The organism is Caulobacter hibisci (genome assembly GCF_016135805.1).
Classification (GTDB): Bacteria; Pseudomonadota; Alphaproteobacteria; order Caulobacterales; family Caulobacteraceae; genus Caulobacter; species Caulobacter hibisci.
In genome coordinates, this window is the sequence record NZ_JADWOX010000001.1 from 576,921 (window position 1) to 599,487 (window position 22,567).

The window sequence follows — 22,567 nt, forward strand, 5'->3', positions numbered from 1 at the left end:
ATTCCACTCCCAGCGCGTTCCGGCCATCCTTACTCGCGCGAGGGAAGCAGGAGATCGCGTGCGTAAAAGAGTCGCCCTTCCGGTCCTCGCGGCCTGCGCCCTGGTTCTGGGACCGGCGGCCGCCTCGCGCGCCCAGCTGCTGCCCGGCGGCCTGCCGTCGCTGCCGAGCCGGTTGCCGGTCGTGTCGGACGTGGTTGACGGCGCGCAGGACCTGACGACACGGACCGTCGAGGGCGCGCGCGACCTGGCGGGCCTGGATCGGCTGCGGGCCTTGCTCAGGGCCAATCCCCGCACGCTGGAGCCCGACGACCAGGGCCGGCCCGCCGTACGCGGCGAGTTGCTGGCGGTCTCGCCCAGCCCCCAGGCCGTCGAGCGTGCGCTTGCCAAGGGCTTCACCGTGCTGCGGCGGGAACGGCAGGGCGACCTGGGCATCGAGCTGGTGACCCTGGCGCCGCCGCGCGGTACGGATGCGCGTCAGGCCGTCCGCGACCTGCGGGCGCTGGATCCCGACGGCGACTATGACTTCAACCACATCTATGCCGGCGCGGGCATGGCCGTCGCCGTCGGCGCGGCGGGGGCGGCAGGCTCCGCCAAGCCGCCTGGAAACGGCGTGCGGGTCGGCCTCGTCGATGGCGGCGTCGATGTCGGGCATCCGGACTTCAAGGGCGTGGTCATCGAGCAGAGGGGCTTTGCGAAAGGCGCGCCGAAGGTCGGGGCGCACGGCACGGCCACCGCCGCCCTGATGGCCGCCCGTGACTACGGCGCGGCCGGTCCCGGCGCGCGGCTGCTGGCGGCCGACGTCTATGGCGCGGGCCGGACCGGCGGCTCGGCCTCGGCCATCGTCGGGGCGCTGGCCTGGATGAGCGCGGCCAAGGTCCCAGTGGTCAATGTCAGCCTGGTGGGGCCCGACAACGGCGCGCTGCGGGCGGCGGTCAAGGCGCTGGTCGGGCAGGGCGTTCTGGTGGCGGCCGCCGTCGGCAATGACGGCCCGGCCGCGCCGCCGCTCTATCCGGCCTCCTATCCCGGGGTGATCGCCGTCACCGGCGTGGATCGCAGGGGACGCGTCCTGCCCGAGGCCGGCGCCAATCCGCAGGTGGCCTTCGCCGCGCCCGGCGCCGAGGTCAAGGCGGCCGCGCCCGGAGGACGGACGGCCAACCTTCGTGGCACCTCCTTCGCCGCCCCGGTCGTGGCTGGACGGTTGGCGCGCCTGGCCGCCGCCCCCGATCCCGTACGCGCCCGGGCGGCCGTGCAGGCCCTGGGGCGAGACGCCGCCGACCTGGGCGCGCCAGGGCCGGACAAGACCTTCGGCGCTGGCCGGATCGACGCCGGGCGCTGAACGCGGTCAAAAAAATCGACGGCGGATGGAAGAAAGCCGGGGGAGGGGTCGTTGGACGGGTCAGGAGGCGGACAACGCCCCACCCCAACACGACCCCAAGGAGACGCTCCCATGCGCAAGATGTCCTTCCTGATCACCGCCGCTTCCGCCGCCGTTCTGCTGGCCGCGCCGATGGCCCAGGCCCAACTGCTAGGCGGCTCGGGCGGCGGCGGCCTCACTGGAGGTTTGGGCGGCGGCGCGGGCGGCCTGGGCGGCCAACTGGGCGGGGCCGGCGGTCTCGGCGGCGGCCTGACGAGCCCGGACGCCAGCGGCCTGGGCTCCACCGCCACTGGTGCGACCAGCCGCATCCGCGACCGCACCGCCGACACCACCTCGACCGTTCGCGGCAAGGCCCGCGACGCCGCCAGCCGCACCCGCGGCGCGGCCTCGGGGGCGGTCGACACCGCCCGCACGACGGCCTCCAGCGCCAACGCCGGCGGTTCGGCGAACGGCTCGGGTTCGGGTTCGGCCACAGCTTCCGCCGATCAACTGACCGGCGCCCTGGGCGGCTCGGGTTCGGGGACGGGCTCGGTCTCGGCTCCGGACACCAGCGGCCTGACCTCGACGGCTTCGGGAACGGCGTCGAACGCCGCCTCGCGGGCCCAGGGCGCGGCCGGTTCGGTGCGTGACCGGGCGACCAGCGCCGCCGGCCGCACGACCAGCGCCGCCCGCAGCGCCGCCGGCTCGGCCCGCGACGCGGCCTCCTCGACCTCGGCCACCGGCGACGGCGCCCTGAACGCCACCGGCGCGGCCAGCCGCGACGGCGTCTCCGGCTCGACCAGCGGCTCGGGTTCGTCCAGCGCCTCGACCAAGAAGGGCGGGGCCGGCCAGTCGGGCTCGCTGGGCCTCAGCGGCTCGGCCTCGCGCAGCGGCGCCAGCGCCTCGGCCAACGGGTCCGGCTCGGGCTCGGCCGACATCAAGACCGGCAACAACTAAAAGCCGGCTGCTCCGTGGGATTGGGGGCGGTCTCGGATCGCCCCCGTCTTTCGGATCCACAAAAGAAAAGGCGGCGTCCTCGCGGACGCCGCCTTCGTCTTGTTCAAGCCGTGAGGCCGATTAGCTGTCCAGGAAGCTGCGCAGCTTCCGCGACCGCGACGGGTGCTTAAGCTTGCGAAGCGCCTTGGCCTCGATCTGACGGATCCGCTCGCGGGTCACCGAGAACTGCTGGCCGACTTCTTCCAGCGTGTGGTCGGTGTTCATGCCGATGCCGAAGCGCATCCGCAGCACGCGCTCTTCACGCGGGGTCAGCGAGGCCAGCACGCGGGTGGTGGTTTCCCGCAGGTTGGACTGGATGGCCGCGTCGATCGGCAGGACGGCGTTCTTGTCCTCGATGAAGTCGCCCAGGTGGCTGTCTTCCTCGTCGCCGATCGGCGTTTCGAGCGAGATCGGCTCCTTGGCGATCTTCAGGACCTTGCGCACCTTCTCCAGCGGCATGGCCAGCTTTTCGGCCAGCTCTTCCGGGGTCGGCTCGCGGCCGATCTCGTGCAGCATCTGGCGGCTGGTGCGGACGATCTTGTTGATCGTCTCGATCATGTGCACCGGGATGCGGATGGTCCGCGCCTGGTCGGCGATCGAGCGGGTGATGGCCTGGCGGATCCACCAAGTGGCGTAGGTCGAGAACTTGTAGCCGCGGCGATATTCGAACTTATCGACGGCCTTCATCAGGCCGATGTTGCCTTCCTGGATAAGGTCCAGGAATTGCAGGCCGCGGTTGGTGTACTTCTTGGCGATCGAAATCACGAGGCGCAGGTTGGCCTCGACCATTTCCTTCTTGGCCTGACGGGCCTCGCGCTCGCCCTTCTGCACGGTCTGGACGATGCGACGGTAGTCGTCGATCGGCACGCCGGTTTCGGTGGCGAGGGCGGCGATCTCCTGGCGGATGTCGCTGACCGAGCTGGTGTCGTTCTCGACGAACTTGGTCCAGCGCACGCCCATGCCCTTGACCTGTTCGGTCCAGGTCGGGTTCAGCTCCGAGCCGAAATAGGCCTTCAGGAACTCGGCGCGGCTGATGCCGTAGCTGTCGGCCAGGCGCAGCAGGCGGCCTTCCAGGCCGATCAGGCGCTTGTTGATCGCATAGAGCTGCTCGACCAGAGCCTCGATGCGGTTGTTGTTCAGCTTCAGCGTCTTCAGGTGCTGGATGATGGTCTGGGACAGACCTTCATAGGCCTTGCGGTCGGCGTCGCTGAGGTCGGTGCCCTTCAGGCGGCTGCCGACCAGCTTGTCCTGCAGCTTGCGGAAGGTCTCGAACTCGCTGGCGATGGCGTCGAGGATGGCCATCACGCCTTCGCGCAGTTCGCCTTCCATGGCGCTGACGGTGGGCCCTGCGCCATCGTCGAAGTCGTCGTCGTCGTCGCCGCCTTCGCCTTCCGGCTTGGGCGCGGCTTCGTCGTCGACCGGTTCGGCCGGCTCGGCCTCGGCGTCGTCGGCGGCCGGCTGGGCGGCCACGCCGTTGATGGCGGCGTAGGTGCCTTCCAGGTCGATGACTTCACGCAGCAGGATGCGGCCGGTGCTCAGTTCCTCGCGCCACACCATGATGGCTTCGAAGGTCAGGGCGCTTTCGCAGAGGCCGCGGATCATCGTGTCGCGGCCGGCCTCGATGCGCTTGGCGATGGCGATTTCGCCCTCGCGGCTGAGCAGCTCGACCGAACCCATCTCGCGCAGGTACATGCGCACCGGGTCGTCCGTGCGGTCATAGGCCGCCGGCTTGTCGCTGGTGATGACGGCCGTGTTCTCTTCGCGCGTGGCGACTTCGCCGCCCTCGGCGTTCTCGGCGTCTTCTTCGGCCTCGACGACGTTGACGCCCATCTCGCTGAGCATCGCCAGGGTGTCTTCGATGGCGTCGGGGCTGACTTCTTCCGAAGGCAGCACCTTGTTCAGCTCGTCCATCGTGACGTAGCCGCGGGCTTTCGCCTGCTTGATGAACTTCTTTACGCCGGCATCGGTCAGGTCGAGGAGCGGACCATCACCACCGGTGGCTTCGGGCGCTTCGGTCTCGGCCGTGGAATTGTTGCTCATCAAGGTCTCCGGTTTCGACGCCGCCTCTTTCCGCGAGAGACGGGTCGAGAATGCCTAAACATGTCGCCGGCCTTCCGCGGATCCTCGCGAGTTCGGGCCGGTTACTGCTTCCTCAAGGGTTAGGACCCCGCTGCGCACACGCTCCGAGTCTCCAGCAGGATCGGCGAAAAAAATTTCGACGTTCTGTGAACTAACGCACGAAGAGCCACGGGGTAACGCTCCGCGCGAAACTGGCGGAGGGCGGGCGGCTTCGAGCGCGGCGTTCATGAACGTCGACCTTTCGGACCGACGACCGCTGGGACTTGGCGCGGCGAGGATGACATCCTGTTTCGAAGAAGGGCGCGCGCTGTGCTGTGGCGGCCCGATCGATGTCAAATCAGCTGCGTGGCAAATCCTTGAGTCGGCAAATGGCCGTGGGTGACGCCCGTGTCAAGATGGCGCGCGCGGAGATGGGCGTTTCTTCCGGTCCCGGAAGGCGAGGGCGGGGAGGTCCGCCACCGGGGCGGATGCGTCCCTATGCCACGCGGTCGCCTTAACCGCGTCGCATAGGGCTGCTCCTAGAATACGGCCTTGGGCACGGGTGGGAGAGGACAGGACGAACGCGGTCATGGATAGAGAGACGCGCAGGCTCGCCGCCTTGAAGTCCTATCAGGTGCTCGACACCCCGGCCGATCCCGCGCTCGACCGGCTGACGGCGCTGGCCGGCAACCTGTTCGGCGTTCCGATCGCCCTGGTCTCGCTGGTCGACGAGCAGCGCCAGTGGTTCAAGGCCCGGGTCGGGCTGGACGCGGAGTCCACCGGCCGGGATCTCGCCTTCTGCGCCCACGCCATCGAGATGGGCCCCAACGCCGTGATGGTGGTCGAGGACGCCACGCGCGACCCCCGCTTCGCCGACAATCCGCTGGTCACCGGCCGGCCCGACATCCGCTTCTACGCCGGGGCGACCCTGACGACGAAGGACGGCGACAACCTCGGCACCCTGTGCGTCATCGACGACAAGCCGCGCCCGCGCCCCTCGGAGGCCGAGCTCGAGCGGCTGAAGCTGCTGGCCGGCGTGGTGGTCGACGAGTTCGAGCTGACCAAGGCCCACCGCCAGGCCCGCGAGAAGCAGCGCTTGCTGGAGATCGCCGAGAGCATGGCCAAGGTCGGCCACTGGCGCTACGACCTGGACACCCGCGAGATCTCCTGGTCGGACGCCATCTTCGAGATCTACGGCCTGTCGCGCGAGACCTTCGATCCGCAGATCGACGACGCCATCGCCTACTATCACCCCGAGGATCGCCAGCAGGTCCGCGACTGCCTGCAGAAGGGCGCCGACACCCACAGCGGCTTCGAGTTCCAGCTGCGCCTCTATCGTCCCGACGGCGCGCTGCGCCACGTGGCCTCCAAGGCCGTCTGTGAACTGGGCGAGGGCGGCCGGCCGGTGGCCCTGATCGGCCTGCTGCAGGACGTCACCGACCAGGTCAGCGCGTTGAAGGCGGCCGAGAACAGCGCCGCCCGCTACAGGCTGCTGACCGACAACGCCAACGACCTCGTCACCAAGATGGATCGCGAGGGCCGCTTCACCTACGTCTCGCCGGCCGTGAAGGCGGTGACCGGCTATCTGGCGCAAGAGGTCGTCGGTCGTCGCGCCATCGAGTTCATCCACCCCGACGACCATGCCCGGGTGCAGGCGGCCTTCGCCGACCTGCCGACCGGGCCGTCGGCCTGGCGCATCGAGTACCGCATCCTCTGCAAGGACGGCTCGATGCGCTGGATGGAGGCGCGGCCGACCCTGGCCCGCGATCCGCAGACCGGCGAGATGTCGGCCGTCACCGACGTGATCCGCGACATCACCGCCCACAAGGCCGCCGAGATCGCCCTGGCCGACAGCGAGGCGCGCTACCGGCTGCTGGCCGACAACGCCAGCGACATGATCGCCGAGTTCACGCCGGGCGGCGAAATCCTGTTCATCTCGCCCGGCTGCCGCAAGATCCTCGGCTTCACGCCCGAGGAGATGGTCGGCCGCAAGGTGTACGACATTCTTCACCCCGACGATCGCGAGGTGATGTCGGGCTATTACGCCGTCCGGGTTCCGCAGGGACCCGGCGTGGCGTCCGAGCCCTTCCACGTCCGCGGACGCCACAAGGACGGCCGCTGGGTGTGGTTGGAGGGCCAGCCGACCCTGTTCTTCGACGCTGACGGCCGCCTGACCGGCATCCAGGACACGGTGCGCGACATCACCTCGCGCAAGGCGCTGGAGGCCGACCTGCAGCAGGCCCGCGCCGAGGCCGAGGCGGCGGCGGGGGTGAAGGCCGAGTTCGTCTCCAACATGAGCCACGAGCTGCGCACGCCGCTGACGGCGGTGCTGGGCTTCTCGCGGATGATCGCCGCGCAGCCGGAGCTGTCGCCGGCCACCCGCGCCTATGTCGGCAAGACCGTCGCCGCCGGCGAGGCCCTGCTGGCGACCGTCAACGACATCCTCGACTTCTCCAAGCTGGAAGCCGGTCAGGTCGAGATCGAACGCGCGCCCTGCGATGCGCGGACCCTGCTGGGCGACGCCCTGGCGCTGTTCTCGCTGCAAGCCGGCGCCAAGGGCGTGGCCTTGGTAGCCGACGGCCTCGACGCCCTGCCGCCCAGCCTGATGCTGGCCCCCGACCGGGTGCGCCAGGTACTGCTGAACCTGCTGGGCAACGCGGTGAAGTTCACCGACGCCGGAGCGGTGGAGCTGGCCGCCGTCCATGCGGACGGACGCCTGACCGTCTCGGTGTCCGACACGGGTCCCGGCATGCCGGCCGAGCGGCTGGGCGAGCTCTTCAAGCGCTTCTCGCAGATCGACGGCTCGTCCACCCGTCGCCACGGCGGCACGGGCCTGGGCCTGGCCATCTGCAAGGGCCTGATCGAGGCCATGGGCGGCGAGATCGGCGTCGACAGCCAACTGGGCCAGGGCGCGCGCTTCTGGTTCAGCTTGCCGGCCGAGGTCGCGGAGACGGCTGAAGCGGTCACGGACGTCGGCCAGGTTCTCGACCTGCCGGCCGGCTGCCGCGTGCTGGTGGTCGACGACAACATGGTCAATCGCGAACTGGTGGGGGCGGTGCTGGGCGGCTTCGATGTCGACCTGTCCGAGGCCGCCGACGGCTAGGCGGCGATCGATGCCGCCGCGGCCCGGCCCTTCGACGTCATCCTGATGGACCTGCGCATGCCGCTGATGGACGGCGAGACCGCCGCGCGCCGCATCCGCGAAGGCGGCGGCCCCAGCAGCGCCACCCCGATCCTGGCCTTCTCGGCCGACGCCGACCCGAAACTGTCTTCAGAGCTGTTCGACGGCGTCCTGGCCAAGCCGCTCGAGATCGGCGCCCTGCTGGGCGGCATCGTCGCGGCGCTGGGACGCGAACGCCGGGCGGCGTGACCGAGAATAGGAACCTCCCCCTGTGAGGGAGGTGATCGCGTAGCGATCGGTGGGGGAGGAGCCGCGAAGTCCGCCAAAGCCTCGAGAGCTGAAAACGGCCCCCCACCGGCCTTCGGCCGCCTCCCCCACAGGGGGAGGTTCCTGTGGCTCAATGCGCCGGCTGCCAGAATTCCAGGTTGCTGATCTGGCGCTCGAGGACGGCGATGCGGTCGCGCAGGTCGCGGGTGGCGGTCAGGGTGGCGGCGGTGACGGCTTCCTCGCGCATGGCCCGGAGCGCCCGTTCGGCGTCGCCGACCTCGACGATGGCCTCGTAGCAGGCGGCCCACAGGGCGCGGGCCCGCTCGCGTTCCATCTTGGCGTCGAGGAACGGCGCGTTCAGCGTCGCGGCCAGGCGGTCAAGCTCGGCCAACTCCTCCGCGCGGCCCTTGCGCACCAGGATGTCGCGGAACGGCGTGTCGTCGCTGATGTCGTCGATCAGGGCCTCGAACACCTCGTGGGCCAGGCCTTGCAGCCGCGCCTCGCCAAAGCCGATCCGCTCCAGCGCCTCGTCATAGGGCCGCGCCCAGGCGGGATGGTTGACCGCGCCCAGGGCGACGGCGGCGTGGAAGGGGTTGAGCCGGCGGCCGATCTGCTCGCGGGCGATGCCGCGGATGCCGGGGTCGGGCGGGCCGCGATCACGGCCGCGCCAGTTGCCGCCGCCACCGCCACCGCCACCGCCATTGCGCGGCGTGAACGGGCGATCGCCCCATTGACCGCCGCCCTGGCCGTTGCCGCCGCCGCCATAGGCAGGCTTGGGGAACAGCAGGTCGAGCTTGGCGTAGAGGTCGTCCTTGTAGGCGCTGGCCAGGTCCTTGTCGGCGATGGTCCCGGCGGCCGCCCGCAGACGCTGCTTGAGGCCGGCCTTGCGCTCGGGCGTGTCCAGCGGCTCCAGGTCGCGCTCGCGCACGAACAGCGCCTCGACGAAGGGGGTGGTCTGGGTGACCTGGGCCTTCAGCGCCGCCGGACCCTGCTCGCGCAGCACGTCGTCGGGGTCCTTGCCGCCGCTGACGATCGAGAAGCGGAACGAGCGGCCGGGCTTGAGCAGAGGCAGGGCGCGGTCGATGGCCCGGCTGGCGGCGCGCTGGCCGGCCTTGTCGCCGTCGAAGCACAGGGTCGGCTCCGGATGCAGCCGCCACAGCGCCTCCATCTGCTCCTCGGTCAGGGCCGTGCCCATGGCCGCCACGGCCGACAGGTTCGCCCGCTGGCAGGCGACGACGTCCATATAGCCCTCGACCACCAGCAGCGGCGTCTGCTCGTTGGGAGCCGCCGCCTGGGCGGCATGCAGCAGCTTGCGGGCGTCGTAGAGGCCGTACAGCACCCGGCTCTTGTGGAAGAGGCTGGTCTCGGGGCCGTTCAGGTACTTGGCGCGGGCGTTGGGATCCATGGCCCGGCCGCCGAACGAGACGACCTTGCCGCGCGTGTCGGTGATCGGAAAGATGATCCGGTCGCGGAAGCGGTCATAGGGCGCCCCGCCGTCCTCGGGCGCGATCAGCAGGCCCGCCTCGACCAGATCGCCCGGCTTGGCGCCCTTGGCGACCAGATAGTCCTTCAGCGCCGTGCGGCCGTTGGGGGCGAAGCCGATGCGGAAGCGGCTCCACTGGTCCTCGGGCAGGGCGCGGCGGTCGAGATAGGCGCGGGCGTCCTTGCCCACCGGGCGACGCAGCTCGGCCTCGAACCAGGCCGCCGCCAGCTCCATCCAGTCGCCCAGCCCCGCGCGCTTGCGGTCGTCCTGGGCGGCGCGGGCGTCGGGCTCGGGCAAACTCATGCCGGCCTCGGCCGCCAGCCGCTCGACCGCCTCGCTGAAAGTCAGCCGCTCGGTCTCCTGCAGGAAGCTGATGATGTCGCCGTGCTTGCCGCTGGAGAAGCAGTGGTAGAAGCCCTTGTCGTCGTTGACGAAGAACGACGGGCTCTTTTCCTTGGTGAAGGGCGACAGCCCCGCATATTCGCGCCCCTGCCGCCGCAGCTTCACCGTCTTTCCGACCACGTCGGAGGGGCGAAGTCGGGACTTCAGTTCTTCAAGGAAGCGGTCGTCGAAGCGCATGGCGGTACGGCCGTAACATATGCTTACGCGCGGTGGATGGCACGCCTCCCAGGGTCACAACCTCACAAGCGGGCTTCGATTTATACCGGGTCATCCACAGCTGCGTTGGCCGTACTCCAGAGGGGGCCCAAGCAAGCGTCGCATTAGGAACGGCCCTCAAGCCCTCCCGTTCTGGTGCGGGGGTCGCCTCGACGCGTCCCCACGCCACACAGACCACGGAGAACACCCATGCCCGAGTCCCGATGGAATGATCGCGAGGGAAGGTTCGAGATCGACCGCGAACGCGATTTCGACGACGAGCGCGGCTATGGCTACGACGCCTCCCGCCGAGACGGCGCGCGCGGCGAAGACCGCGATTGGCGCGACCGCTACGCCGCCCGTGAACAGCGCAGCTACGGCGAGCCTCGCCACCGTTCGTCGGGCCGGGGCGAGCTACGCCGGGCCGTCAGCCAGGGCGGCGACATCGGCTACGGGACCATCCGCTCGGGCTCGGACTACGCCTCGGGCCGCGGCTACCGCGCGCCGGGCGACTACGGCCAAGTGGGCGGCTTCGACTTCGGCGGCTCCACGGCCGACTATGGCGGCGGCGGTTATCGCGGCGAGGCCCCCGACTACGGCGACCGCGCCTATTTCGAGCGCCGCCACGAGCGCGAGCGCAACTACTACACCGATGGTCCCGGACGTGGGCGCCACGAGCACGCCCATGGCCGGCCCTCGCATGACCGCCCCTCGCATGACCGTTATGACGACGATCGCGGCTGGTTCGACCGGGCCCGCGACGAGGTCTCCGCCTGGATGGGCGACCACGACGCCCAGCGCCGCCGCGAGCATGACGCGGCCCTCCGCGCCGACCATCGCGGCCGCGGTCCCAAGGGCTATCGCCGCTCCGACGAGCGCATCCGCGAGGACGTCAGCGACCGCCTGACCGACGACGGCTGGCTGGACGCCTCGGCGATCGAGGTGCTGGTCAAGGACGGCGAGATCACGCTGAACGGCACGGTCCACGCCCGCGACGACAAGCGTCGCGCCGAACTGCTGGCCGAAAGCGTCTCGGGCGTCGACCACGTGCAGAACAACCTGCGCCTGGATCGCGGCGTCGAAGCCAAGACCGGCGACTGGAGCCTGCAGGGCAACGCGCCGCAGCAGGGCGTGACGGGCAAGGCTTAACCTTCCGAGCTCGCCCCCTCTACCGAGCATCCCCGCGAAGGCGGGGATCCAAGCCGAGTCAGCGGGCCGGTCCACGACCGAGCCAAGCCCCGAGAGTCAGCTTGGATCCCCGCCTTCGCGGGGAACGCGGATTGAAGTGTTTGAAGCGCTTTGAAGTCCTAAGTGATCACACCTAGCTTGGCTGGCCGGCCCGATGGGACCATCTAGGCCCCATGTCCGAGTCCGACGCCCCGCTGCCCGCCTTCACCGACGCCGAGATCGACGCCCTGGTCGAGACTTTCTACGCCAAGGTCCGCCGCCATCCGCGCCTGGGGCCGATCTTCAACCACGTCATCGCCGAGGACGCCTGGCCCCATCATATGGCCACGTTGAAGGCCTTCTGGGCGACGGTGTTGCAGGGCTCGGGCCGCTACAAGGGCTCGCCGATGGCGGTGCACCAGCGGATCGAAGGCTTCCAGGAGTGGATGTTCACCCCCTGGCTCAATCTTTTCCACGCCACCTGCGTGGAGCTGTTCGACGCCCCGCGCGCGGCGATCGTCGGCGAGAAGGCCGAGCGTATCGCCCGCTCGCTGAAGCTGGGGCTGTTCTTCCGGCAGGGCGCCCCGGCGTGAGCGCGATCTCCGAAAAGATCGAGGCGGAAGGCTTCGCCATCGTCTCGGCCGGACAGACCCGCGACCTGCTGGGCGGCCTGCCGGATTGGGCCGCCTTCGCCGACAGCTGGAACGACCTGGGCGTCGACGGCTTCATGGCCGATGGCGGACGCTATCGCCGCCGCCGGTTCGCGGCCTTCGCGGGTGGCGCCGACGGGACGATCGCCCGCAAGCCGCACCAGCCGCACTATCAGAGCCGCGACTACAACGCCCTGAACGGCGGGGTGCAGCGGTGGTTCGAGCCGGTGACGGACGCCATCGCCGATCACCCCGTCACCCAGGCCGTGCTGAAGGCGGGCCTGGATCTCTTCCTGCCGCTCACCCTCGATCCGCCCGCCGCCTGGCATGTCGAGCTGCACCAGTTCCGCATCGAGGCCCACGACGGCGAGGCCGGCCTGCCGACGCCCGAAGGCGCGCACCGCGACGGCGTCGACTGGGTGATCGTCATGCTGGTCGAGCGCCACAATGTGGCCAGCGGAGTCACCGACATCTTCGCCCCGGACGGCCGGGCCCTGGGTTCCTTCACCCTGACGGAGCCGGGGGACGCGGTGTTCCTCGACGACCATCGCGTGCTGCACGGGGTGACGGCCATCAGCCCCCTCGCGCCCGGGCAGGATGCTCGGCGAGACGTTCTGGTGGTCACCTTCCGACGGGAAGACGTCGAGGAGGGCTGAGGAGGCGGTCCGGCGACGGTTCTTCCCAGACGGGGCGCGACCGTTTGTCTCACTCCACCTGTGGGAGAGGGCGTGCAAGCCTCCGCTCCTTCGCGAACCGAGCGCCGTATTTCATGACCGACGACGCCCTTTCGCTTTTGCCTTCGGCCCTCAAATCCCCGGATCGGCGCGACGCCTTTTCGGCGACCATGGCCGACGCCGTGCCGATCCTGATCGGCTATGTCGACGCCGACCGCCGCTACCGCTTCGTCAATCGCGCCTACGAGACTTGGTTCGGCGTCCGTCGCGAGGCCATCGAGGGGCGCACCCTGCTCGAGGTGATGGGCGAGGCCGCCTATGAGCGCGTGCGCGCCCATGTCGATGGCGCCCTCGAAGGCCGCAGCCTGACTTTCGAGGGCGAGCTGACCTATGCCGGCGCGGGCCTTCGCCACGTCGAGGCCCGTTACGTGCCCGACGTCGCTCCCGGCGGGGCCGTGCTCGGCTACTACGTGCTGGTCACCGACATCTCGGCCCGCAAGCGGGCGGAGGCGGAACTGGCCCGCCTGCTGGTGCGCGAGCGCCGCCGGGCCCTGATGCTCGACCTTGGCCGACTGCTGCGCGAGGAGTCCGAGGTCGCCGCCATCGCCGACCGCGCCTGCTGCGTTCTGGCCGAACAGCTGGGCGTGCAGCGCGCCGGCTACGCCGAGGTCGATCAGGCCGGCCTCCTGACCCAGATCATCGGCGAATGGCGCGGGGAGGGCGTGCAGCAACTGGTCGGCCCGCCCTTCGTGCTCAACGACTTCGGCAAGCCGATGAGCGACGACCTGCGCGCCGGCGTGCAGGTGGTCATCGAGGACGTCCGCGAGGACGCCCGCACCCGCGATCCGGCCACCCTGCCGGCCTACGGCGCGCTCGACATCCTGGCCTTCGTCGCCGTGCCCCTGATCAAGGCCGGGCGGCTGGTCTCCTATCTCTTCGTCTGCCAGGAGGTCCCGCGCGCCTGGAGCGCCGACGAGGTCGCCTTCGTCGGCGACGTGGTCGAGCTGATCTGGGCGGCCGGCGCCCGCGCCAGGGGCGACGCGGCCCTGCGCCAGGCCGAGGAGACCGAGCGCCTGCTGATCCGCGAGATCGACCACCGGGCCAAGAACGTGCTGGCGGTGGTGCAGTCGCTGGTCCAGCTGACGCCCTTCGTCGACAAGCGCCAGTACGTCACCGCGCTCAGCGGCCGGATCGGCTCCCTGGCCCGCTCGCACAGCCTGCTGTCGACCGCCCGGTGGACCGGCGTGGCCCTGCAGGCCCTGCTGGAGCAGGAGCTGGAGCCCTACAACGCCGACCAGGAGGCCCGCGTCGCCCTGGCCGGGCCGCCGGTGCTGATCCGGGCCGAGGCCGCCCAGTCCCTGGGTCTGGTCGTGCACGAGCTGGCCACCAACGCCAGCAAGTACGGCGCCCTGTCGGTCCCCGGCGGCGCGCTAGAGGTCGCCTGGGCCTGGGAGGACGGGACCCTCGTCCTCGACTGGCGCGAGGCGGGCGGACCGCCGACGACCGCCCCCATCCATCGCGGCTTTGGCTCCACCCTGATCCGCAACGCCGGCAAGCAGCTGGGCGCGACGCTGTCGCACGACTGGCGGACCGAAGGACTGCATTGCCGCATCGCCCTGTCGCGCGGCGCCCTGCCGGGCGCGGTCGGCCTTGAACGGCCCGCCGCCGTCGCCTCCGCCGCGCCGGAGGCGGGGCTACGGAACCAGCGCGTGCTGGTGGTCGAGGACGAGGCCCTGGTGGCCATGGAGCTGGCGCGGGTGCTGTCCCTGGCCGGCGCCCAGGTAGTGGGGCCGGTCGGCGACGTCGCCGAGGCGCTGGAGCTGATCGAGACCAGTCTGATCGACCGGGCCGTGCTCGACGTCAATCTCGGCGGCCGCATGGTCACGCCGGTGGCCAAGGCCCTGGCCGAGCGGGCCATCCCCTTCGTCTACCTGACCGGCTACCAGGAACCCGGCCTCGACGACGGCCCCGTCCTGCACAAGCCGACCACGCCCGAAGCCCTGGTCAGCGCCCTGGCGAACCGGCGGGCGGAGCCGGTCTGAGGGAATACCTCGGACGCCCTCCCAACAATCTGACGCCCCCAATGAAAGTCATCGCCCGCTTCATGCGGGCGACCCAAGCCGACTCGGGGACGTACATGGCCAAGTCAGCTTGGGTCGCCCGGACAAGCCGGGCGATGACTTTTGAGAGGGATGCGCCCCTCCCAGACACCTCGCCGCATCCCATCGCGCATCTCATCGCCTTGACTCCGCATTCCCAAAAGATCAGAACAAAATGGGAACGGAGGTCGCCATGCTCGGCTCGCGCCAGGCGCGTATCGAGGCCCTGAGAGGTCGGATCGCCGCCATCGAGGCGGGGACTCGGACTCCGACTCCGGTGCTGCCGTTCGGCGATCCGCGCATCGATCGTCGCTTGCCGGGCGGAGGGCTGCCGCAGGCCGGCTGGCACGAGGTGGTCGGCGAAGGACTGGAGGGCGAAAGCGGGGCGGCGACGGCGGCCTTCGCCGCGCTGCTGGCCAGGCCGCGGGCGATGAAGGGGGCGGTGGTCTGGGTGCTGCGGCGCTCGGATCTCCATGTCCCGGGGCTGGTCAACCTCGGCTTTCCGGTCGAGCGGCTGATCCTGGTGCGGGCCCGCGACGAGGCCGAGGGGCTTTCGGTGCTGGAAGACGCCCTGGCCACCCCGGGCGTGGCCGTCGCCATCGGCGAGGCGGAGGCCCCCGACCTCGTCGCTGGCCGCCGCCTGCAACTGGCCTGCGAGCGGGCCGGAGGCTTCGGCGTCGTCCTGCACCGCCGGCCCTATGGCGGACCGGCCAAGGGGGCGACGGGCTCGGCCGCCTTCAGCCGATGGCGCGTCGGTCCCGCGCCGGGGAGAGCGCCGCCCGATGGGCTGGGGCTTGGCCCGCCCGCCTGGCGTGTGGCGCTGGAACGCTGCCGGGGCGGACGCCCCGGAGCGTGGATCCTGGAACAGTCGGAGGCCGAGCATGGCCCGCATCCTTTCCGTGTGGTGTCCGAACTGGCCGATCACGACCTGGTCGAGACACAACCCGAACGCCTTCGCCGAGTTGGGTGAGGGGGACCAGACCCTCCCCCCGAAGGGGGAGGTGGCCGCGAAGCGGTCGGAGGGGGAAGTTGGGGCAGGAAAGAAGATCACTTCCCCCTCCGTCGCCTCCGGCGACACCTCCCCCTTCGGGGGGAGGGTCTCCAAATCCTCCCCCCCTGGGGGAGGTGGCCCGGAGGGCCGGAGGGGGCCGGCGCAGCCGGTGGCGCCAGATCCCCCCTTCGCCCTCCTGGTCTCCGAACGCGGAACCCGCCGCCTCGCCGCCGTCAACGCCGCCGCCCGCGCCCAGGGCCTGTCCGCCGGCCAGAAGGCCGCCGACGCCCTGGCCCTGGTCCCGCAGCTCGCCACGGCCGACCACGATCCCGATGCCGACCGCCGGGCGCTGGAGGCCCTCTGCGACTGGTGCGTGCGCTTCTCGCCGGCCGTAGCCGTGGATGGCGACGACGGCCTGTTGCTCGACGTCACCGGGACCGACCACCTGTGGGGCGGGGAGGCGGCCATGCTGGCCGACCTGCTGGACCGCCTGGCCCGCTGGGGCGTGCCGGCCCGCGCCGCCATCGCCGACACCGCCGGCGCCGCCTGGGCCCTGGCTCGTCATGGCAAGGACCGGGCGGTGGTCCCGCCCGGCGAGCAGAGCCAGGCGCTTTCAGGCCTGCCGGTGGCGGCCCTGCGGCTGGACGAGGCGGCCGAGGCCCAACTGCCGCGCCTGGGCCTGCACCGCGTCGGCCAGCTCTATGTCCTGCCGCGCGCCCAGATGGCCAAGCGCTTCGGCCTGGCCTTCACCCAGCGCCTTGACCAGGCCCTGGGCGCGGCGGGCGAGGCCCTGGCCTTCCGCCGCCCGGCCAGCCCGTGGTTCGAACGGCTGGCCTTCTTCGAGCCGCTCAGCGCGCCCGAGGATCTGGCCCGCGTCGCCGCTGACGTCCTGGCCCTGATCTGCAAGCGGCTGGAGGCCGAGGGGCGCGGCGCCAAGCGCTTCGAGGTCGTGTTCCACCGCCTGGACGGCAAGGCCTTTCCCGTCGCGGCGGGCCTGGCGCGGCCCGGCCGCGACGCCAAACGGCTGGCCAGGCTGGTCGCGCCCAAGCTCGATGTCGTCGATCCGGGCTTCGGGATCGACGTCGTCACTGTGCACGCCTTCGCGGTCGAGGCCCTGGCGCAGGGGCAGGTGCGCCTCGACGCCGAGCTCGACGCGGCCGAAGCCCTGGCCCCGCTTGTCGATCGCCTGGTCAACCGCCTGGGGGAGGGCCGTGTCTGGCGGCCCGACCCGGTCGAGAGCCACGTGCCCGAACGCGCCGTCGCCCGCGCCGCCCCCCTGTCGCCGCCTTCTGACGCCCGGCCCTGGGATCCCGACCGCCCGCGCCCGATGCGGCTGTTCAAGCAGCCCGTGCTGATCGAGGTGATGGCCAAGCTGCCCGACGATCCGCCGGTGCGCTTCACCTGGCGCGGCCGCCATCACCGCCTGCGCGCCGCCGAAGGCCCCGAGCGCATCGGCCAGGAATGGTGGCGCGGCGACTTCGAGGCGACCGGCCCGGGCCGGATCCGCGACTACTACCGGGTGGAGGACGAGGCCGGCGGCCGCTTCTGGATCTACCGGCAAGGGCTCTATGGCGACGGCGACGCGCCGAAATGGTGGCTGCATGGCCTGTTTGGTTGAAAAGACCCTCTCCCTGAAGGGGGAGGTGTCGGCGAAGCCGACGGAGGGGGAAGTAACTTCCCACGCTGGCGTGTGCGCTGACTTCAGAGATCTCTTCCCCCTCCGGCCCTCTGGGCCACCTCCCCCTTCAGGGAGAGGGTCTTGGCCATGACCGCCTACGCCGAACTCCAAACCACCACCAACTTCTCCTTCCTGCGCGGGGCCTCTCACGCCGAGGAGCTGATGCTGGCCGCCGAGGCCCTGGGCCTGACCGCCGTCGGGGTGGTCGACCGCAACAGCCTGGCCGGCGTGGTGCGCGCCTGGACCGCCGCCAAGAAACTCAAGGTGCGCGCCCTGGCCGGCTGCCGGCTGGAGTTCGCCGACGGCACGCCGAGCCTGCTCTGCTATCCGTCCGACCGCGAGGCCTTCGCGCGGCTGACGCGCCTGCTGACGCTCGGCCAGCGACGGGCGGGCAAAGGCGAGTGCATCCTGTCCTGGGCCGATTTCCTCGAACATGCCGAGGGCCAGCTGGTGCTGGTCGTGCCGCCCCAGAAGCTGGACGCGGCCTTCGAGGCCGATCTCGCCCGCATCGCCGCCGCCCTGAAGGGCCGCGTCTGGCTGGCCGCCAGCCGGGCCTACGCCGCCCAGGATCTCAAGCGCCTCTCGCGTCTCGACGCCTTGGGCCAGGCCGCCGGCGCGCCGATGGTCGCCACCAACGACGTGCTCTATCACGGCCCCGAGCGGCGACCGCTGCAGGACGTCATCACCTGCGTGCGCGAGCACTGCACCATCCAGCAGGCCGGCTTCCGTCTGGAAGCCAACGCCGAGCGCCACATTAAGACCCCGGCCGAGATGGCGCGCCTGTTCGAGCGCTGGCCCCGGGCCATCGCTCGCACCGTCGAGATCGTCGCCCGCATCGGCTTCGACCTCGGCGACCTGCACGAGGAATATCCCGACGAGCCGGTGCCGCCCGGCAAGACCTCCATGCAGCACCTGACCGACCTGACCTGGCAGGGCGCGGCCTGGCGCTATCCCGGCGGCGTGCCCGAGAAGGTCGAGGCCCAGCTGAAGGAAGAGCTGCGGCTGATCGCCAAGATGGACTACCCCAACTACTTCATCACCGTGCACGACATCGTCCGCCAGGCGCGGTCGATGGGCATCCTGTGCCAGGGGCGCGGCTCGGCCGCCAATTCCTCGGTCTGCTACTGCCTGGGGGTGACGGCCATCGACCCCACCGAGCATCGCCTGCTGTTCACCCGCTTCATCTCCGAGAACCGCGGCGAGCCGCCCGACATCGACGTCGATTTCGAGCACGAGCGGCGCGAGGAGGTGATGCAGTACGTCTATGCCCGCTATGGCCGGGAATATGCGGCCATCTGCGGCACGGTGATCCATTACCGCCCGCGTAGCGCCATCCGCGACGTCGGCAAGGCCCTGGGCCTGACCGAGGACGTCACGTCACTGCTGGCCGGCACCGTCTGGGGCAGCTGGGGCGACGGCCTGCCCGAAGAGCACCTGACCAACGCCGGCCTCGACCCCAAGGCCCCGGAGATCGCCCGCGCCGTGGCCCTGGCCACCGAGCTGATGGGCTTTCCCCGCCACCTGTCGCAGCACGTCGGCGGCTTCGTCCTGACCAAGCGCCGGCTTGACGAGACCGTGCCGATCGGCAACGCCGCCATGAAGGACCGCACCTTCATCGAGTGGGACAAGGACGACATCGACAGCCTCAAGCTGATGAAGGTCGACGTGCTGGCGCTCGGCATGCTGAGCGCGATCCAGCGGGCCTTCGGCATGCTGCGGGCCGATCACGGCGAGCCGATCGTCGACCTGGCCGACGTGCCCAAGGAGGTGGCCGGCGTCTACGACATGCTCTGCGTGGCCGACAGCATCGGCGTCTTCCAGGTCGAGAGCCGGGCGCAGATGTCGATGCTGCCGCGCCTGAAGCCGCGCAAGTTCTACGACCTGGTCATCGAGGTGGCGATCGTCCGACCAGGGCCGATCCAGGGCGACATGGTGCATCCCTACCTGAAGCGTCGGAACGGGATCGAGCCGGTCGATTGGCCGCATCCGTCGCCCGAACATGGGCCGAAGAACGAACTGAAGGAGATCCTCGGCGACACCTACGGCGTGCCACTGTTCCAGGAGCAGGCCATGAGCCTGGCCATCGAGGCGGCCAAGTTCACGCCCGACGAGGCCGACGGCCTGCGCAAAGCCATGGCCACCTTCCGCAACCTCGGCACGCCGGCCGAATATCGCGAGAAGTTCGTCGAGGGCATGGTCCGGCGCGGCTACCATCGCGACTTCGCCGAGCGCTGCTTCAAGCAGATCGAGGGCTTCGGCCACTACGGCTTTCCGGAAAGCCACGCCGCCAGCTTCGCCAAGCTGGTCTACATCTCGGCCTGGATCAAATGGGCCTGGCCGGACGTGTTCTGCGCGGCCCTGATCAACTCCCAGCCGATGGGCTTCTACCAGCCGTCGCAGCTGGTGCGCGACGCCCGCGAGCACGGGGTCGAGGTGCGGCCGCCGGACGTGATGTGCAGCGACTGGGACTGTACATTGGAGGCCCGTTCCTCCCCCGCGTTAGCGGGGGAGAGGCGGCGCGATCCCCGCAAGGTCTCCAACGAGGACACCCGCCCCCGCTGGAAGGCGCTGCGCCTGGGCCTGCGCCAGATCAAGGGGCTGAAGGAGAAGGCCGACATCCTGCCGCTGCTCAAGGCCCGTGACGAAGGCGCTCGCACCCCGGCCGAGTTCGCCCAGGGCGGCGTGCCGCAGCGGGCGCTGGAGCTGCTGGCCGAGGCCGACGCCTTCGCCTCCACCGGTCTGTCGCGCCGCGACGCCCTGTGGGCGGTCAAGGGGCTGAAGGGCGAGCACAAGGCGCCTGTCCAGGCCCCGCTGCTGGCCGGCCTGCCGCTGTTCGAGGACCGGGTCGCCCTGCCGGCCATGGGCAAGCCGCAGGAGGTGGCCGAGGACTACCGTACGACCAGCCTGTCGCTGAAGGCCCACCCGTGCGGCTTCTACCGGCCGATGCTGGCGAAGATGGGCGCGGTCACCGCCGATCAGTTGCCCAGGTTCAGGAACGGCCAGAAGGTCTCGGTCGGCGGCCTGGTGCTGATCCGCCAGCGGCCGGGCACGGCCAAGGGCGTGGTGTTCGTCACCCTGGAGGACGAGACGGGCGTCGCCAACGCCGTCGTCTGGAAGGACCGCTTCGAGGCCGACCGCAACGTGGTGATGACCGCCTCCTTCCTGGTCGTGCACGGTCGGGTGCAGGCGGCCGAGGGCGTGATCCACATCGTCGCCGAGGGCTTCACCGACCTGTCGGCCGAGCTGTCGACCCTGCGCGACGAGCCGGGCGCGCCGGCGCCGAGGGTGAGGCAGAAGGTGTCGGGGCGGCTGCTGCGCAGCCGGGATTTCCATTGAAGCATCTAGAACCTCCCCCTGTGGGGGAGGGGATCGCGAAGCGATCGGTGGGGGGAGTAGCAAGAGATCGGCCGGCGCAGCGGAAGCTGAAAACGGCCCCCCACCGGCCTACGGCCGCCTCCCCCACAGGGGGAGGTTCCTTAGCCCTAAACCCGCGCGGTATCCGCCGTCGTCGCCCGCAGCCGCTCGACCAGCGCGAACAGCTGCGTGCGCACGCCGAACTCGTCGCCGGCCAGGGCGGCGGTTTCCAGCGACGCCAGCACCGCGTCCTCGATGCGGGGCGGCGGCACGATCGGGGTGGCCTCGACCACGCCGTCGCACTTGGGCGCGGCGGTCTCGTTGACGTCGACCAGGGCCTCGGTGAGCTTCTCGCCGGGGCGCAGGCCGGTGATGCGGATTTCGATGTCCTTGCCGGGAACCAGGCCCTGCAGCTCGATCATCCGGCGGGCCAGGTCGATGATCTTCACCGGCTCGCCCATCTCCAGGGTCAGGACGCCGGCCGGCGGGGCGGCGTCGGTCGCCGATTGGGCCACGGCCCGCAGCACCAGCGACACCGCCTCGGGGATGGTCATGAAATAGCGTTCGACCTCGGCGTCGGTCAGGGTCACCGGGCCGCCACGGGCGATCTGGTGGCGGAACACCGGCACCACCGACCCGGCCGAGCCCAGCACGTTGCCGAACCGCACGACGCCGACCCGCATCTTGCCGCCGCCGCCGAACTGGCGGGCCAGCGCCTCGGCCGCGCGCTTGGTGGCGCCCATGACGCTGGCCGGGGCCACGGCCTTGTCGGTCGAGATCAGGGCGAAGTGGGCCGCGCCCGCCGCCTTGGCCGCGCTGGCCACGTTGCGGGTGCCCAGCACGTTGGTGCGCACGCCCTCGCAGGGGTGGTTCTCGACCATCGGCACTTGCTTGAGGGCGGCGGCGTGGAAGACGATGTCGGGCTGCTCGGCCGCCATCAGGCGGGTCACCCGGTCAGCGTCGCGCACGTCGCACAGGGCCTCGCGGCGCGGCAGCTGCGGCCAGGCCTCGGCGATCTCGCGGTCGATCAGGAAGAGGTTGGCCTCCGAGGCGTCGACCAGGGTCAGGTGGGCCGCGCCGCTGGCGGCGATCTGGCGGCACAGCTCCGAGCCGATGCTGCCGCCGGCCCCGGTGACCAGCACCCGCCGGCCGCTGACCAGGGCCTGGACCGGCGCGGGGTCGAGGCGCACCGGCGCGCGGCTGAGAAGTTCCTCGAGGCTGATCTCGCGCAGGGCGCCGCTGGTCGGGCCTTCGCCCATCTCGACCACGCCCTGGCGGCGCAGCAGGCGCACGCCTTCGCTCTTCAGCCGGCCCAGGCGTTCGGCCCCGAAGGCGCTGAGCGGTCCCTCGGCCAGGAACAGCACGGCGGCCGGCGACAGGCCGCCTTCGCGCAGCTGGTTCATCACCCCGTCGAACTGGCCGATCGCGCCCAGCACGCAGACGCCGCGGATTTCGTCGCCGGTTTCGCGCGCCTCGGGGGTCAGCACCCCGACCACGGCGTAGCGCTGGGCCAGGCCGTCGGGGGCGCGCAGGAAGGCCTCGGCCTGCGCCGCCTGGCCGACGATCAGCAGGCGCGGCAGGGCGGGAGAGGCCGGGGCGGGGCGCAGGCGCACCAGAGCGTCGACCAGCACGCCCTCGTGCAGGGCCCGGCGGCCGACGCGCAGGGCCGCCAGCAGGCCGGTCTGCACCACCAGGGCCGCCAGGATCGTGCGGCCGCCGCCGTCCAGGTCGGGCAGGATGACATAGGCCAGCAGTGAGAAGGTCAGGGCCGTCAGGGTCGCCGATCGCAGGATCCGCAGCAGGTCGCTCGCGGCCACGAACCGCCAGGGCGCGCGCTCCAGCTGGAACAGCAGTTCCACCAGCAGGGCCGACAAGGCGTAGAGGCCGGCGTGCGTCAACAGGCCGGGGCGGGCGGTGTCGTAGCCGGCGGCCAGGACCTGGCCGACCAGCAGGGCCAGGAAGGCCAGGAACACATGCGCTGCGATCTTGCCGGCGCGACCCATCGATACTCGAACTCCCGTGGACGGCCGGAGCGACCGATCAACCTGAAGCGGCTTAGCACGCCGCCCGCGCGTCGT

Annotated in this window: 14 protein-coding genes; 11 read left to right on the top strand and 3 right to left on the bottom strand. The window is 71.0% G+C overall.

Annotation, left to right across the window (positions count from 1 at the left end; genetic code table 11):
• Positions 1 to 58: 58 nt before the first annotated feature.
• Positions 59 to 1,336, top strand: a complete 1,278-nt coding sequence (locus tag I4Q42_RS02790; RefSeq protein ID WP_198574528.1) for a S8 family serine peptidase — start codon at positions 59 to 61, stop codon at positions 1,334 to 1,336.
• 111 nt (positions 1,337 to 1,447) lie between these two features.
• Positions 1,448 to 2,311, top strand: coding sequence for a hypothetical protein (locus tag I4Q42_RS02795; RefSeq protein ID WP_198574529.1), 864 nt, complete (start codon positions 1,448 to 1,450; stop codon positions 2,309 to 2,311).
• A 120-nt stretch (positions 2,312 to 2,431) separates the two neighbouring features.
• On the opposite strand, the gene rpoD is transcribed toward I4Q42_RS02795, so the two are convergent.
• Positions 2,432 to 4,390, bottom strand: a complete 1,959-nt coding sequence (gene rpoD / locus I4Q42_RS02800; RefSeq protein ID WP_198574530.1) for an RNA polymerase sigma factor RpoD — start codon at positions 4,388 to 4,390, stop codon at positions 2,432 to 2,434.
• A gap of 607 nt (positions 4,391 to 4,997) precedes the next feature.
• On the opposite strand from rpoD, the gene I4Q42_RS02805 reads away from it, so the two are divergent.
• The gene (locus I4Q42_RS02805; RefSeq protein ID WP_198574531.1) at positions 4,998 to 7,511 is read left to right on the top strand and encodes a PAS domain S-box protein; all 2,514 of its coding nucleotides are present in this window, start codon (positions 4,998 to 5,000) and stop codon (positions 7,509 to 7,511) included.
• Between the two features lie 6 nt (positions 7,512 to 7,517).
• Positions 7,518 to 7,778, top strand: a complete 261-nt coding sequence (locus I4Q42_RS02810) for a response regulator (protein WP_332873008.1) — start codon at positions 7,518 to 7,520, stop codon at positions 7,776 to 7,778.
• Between the two features lie 148 nt (positions 7,779 to 7,926).
• On the opposite strand, the gene dnaG is transcribed toward I4Q42_RS02810, so the two are convergent.
• Positions 7,927 to 9,858, bottom strand: a complete 1,932-nt coding sequence (gene dnaG, locus I4Q42_RS02815; RefSeq protein ID WP_198574533.1) for a DNA primase — start codon at positions 9,856 to 9,858, stop codon at positions 7,927 to 7,929.
• 228 nt (positions 9,859 to 10,086) lie between these two features.
• On the opposite strand from dnaG, the gene I4Q42_RS02820 reads away from it, so the two are divergent.
• The 7 genes from I4Q42_RS02820 (at position 10,087) to I4Q42_RS02850 (ending at position 20,471) form a co-directional block, all read left to right on the top strand.
• The gene (locus tag I4Q42_RS02820; protein ID WP_198574534.1) at positions 10,087 to 11,025 is read left to right on the top strand and encodes a BON domain-containing protein; all 939 of its coding nucleotides are present in this window, start codon (positions 10,087 to 10,089) and stop codon (positions 11,023 to 11,025) included.
• Positions 11,026 to 11,237: 212 nt separating this feature from the next.
• The gene (locus I4Q42_RS02825; RefSeq protein ID WP_198574535.1) at positions 11,238 to 11,636 is read left to right on the top strand and encodes a group III truncated hemoglobin; all 399 of its coding nucleotides are present in this window, start codon (positions 11,238 to 11,240) and stop codon (positions 11,634 to 11,636) included.
• 5 nt (positions 11,637 to 11,641) lie between these two features.
• On the top strand, positions 11,642 to 12,349 hold the full coding sequence (locus I4Q42_RS02830; protein ID WP_408611044.1) for a 2OG-Fe dioxygenase family protein: 708 nt from the start codon (positions 11,642 to 11,644) through the stop codon (positions 12,347 to 12,349).
• 113 nt (positions 12,350 to 12,462) lie between these two features.
• Complete coding sequence (locus I4Q42_RS02835) at positions 12,463 to 14,409, top strand: HWE histidine kinase domain-containing protein (RefSeq protein ID WP_232792786.1); 1,947 nt, start codon at positions 12,463 to 12,465, stop codon at positions 14,407 to 14,409.
• Between the two features lie 250 nt (positions 14,410 to 14,659).
• On the top strand, positions 14,660 to 15,436 hold the full coding sequence (locus I4Q42_RS02840; protein ID WP_198574537.1) for an ImuA family protein: 777 nt from the start codon (positions 14,660 to 14,662) through the stop codon (positions 15,434 to 15,436).
• A gap of 217 nt (positions 15,437 to 15,653) precedes the next feature.
• Complete coding sequence (locus tag I4Q42_RS02845) at positions 15,654 to 17,075, top strand: DNA polymerase Y family protein (protein WP_232792831.1); 1,422 nt, start codon at positions 15,654 to 15,656, stop codon at positions 17,073 to 17,075.
• 147 nt (positions 17,076 to 17,222) lie between these two features.
• On the top strand, positions 17,223 to 20,471 hold the full coding sequence (locus tag I4Q42_RS02850; RefSeq protein WP_198574539.1) for an error-prone DNA polymerase: 3,249 nt from the start codon (positions 17,223 to 17,225) through the stop codon (positions 20,469 to 20,471).
• 146 nt (positions 20,472 to 20,617) lie between these two features.
• Here the strand turns inward: I4Q42_RS02850 and I4Q42_RS02855 are convergent, their stop codons facing one another.
• Entirely contained in the window at positions 20,618 to 22,492 is a 1,875-nt protein-coding gene (locus I4Q42_RS02855; RefSeq protein ID WP_198574540.1) for a polysaccharide biosynthesis protein, read from the bottom strand.
• Between the last annotated feature and the right edge of the window lie 75 nt (positions 22,493 to 22,567).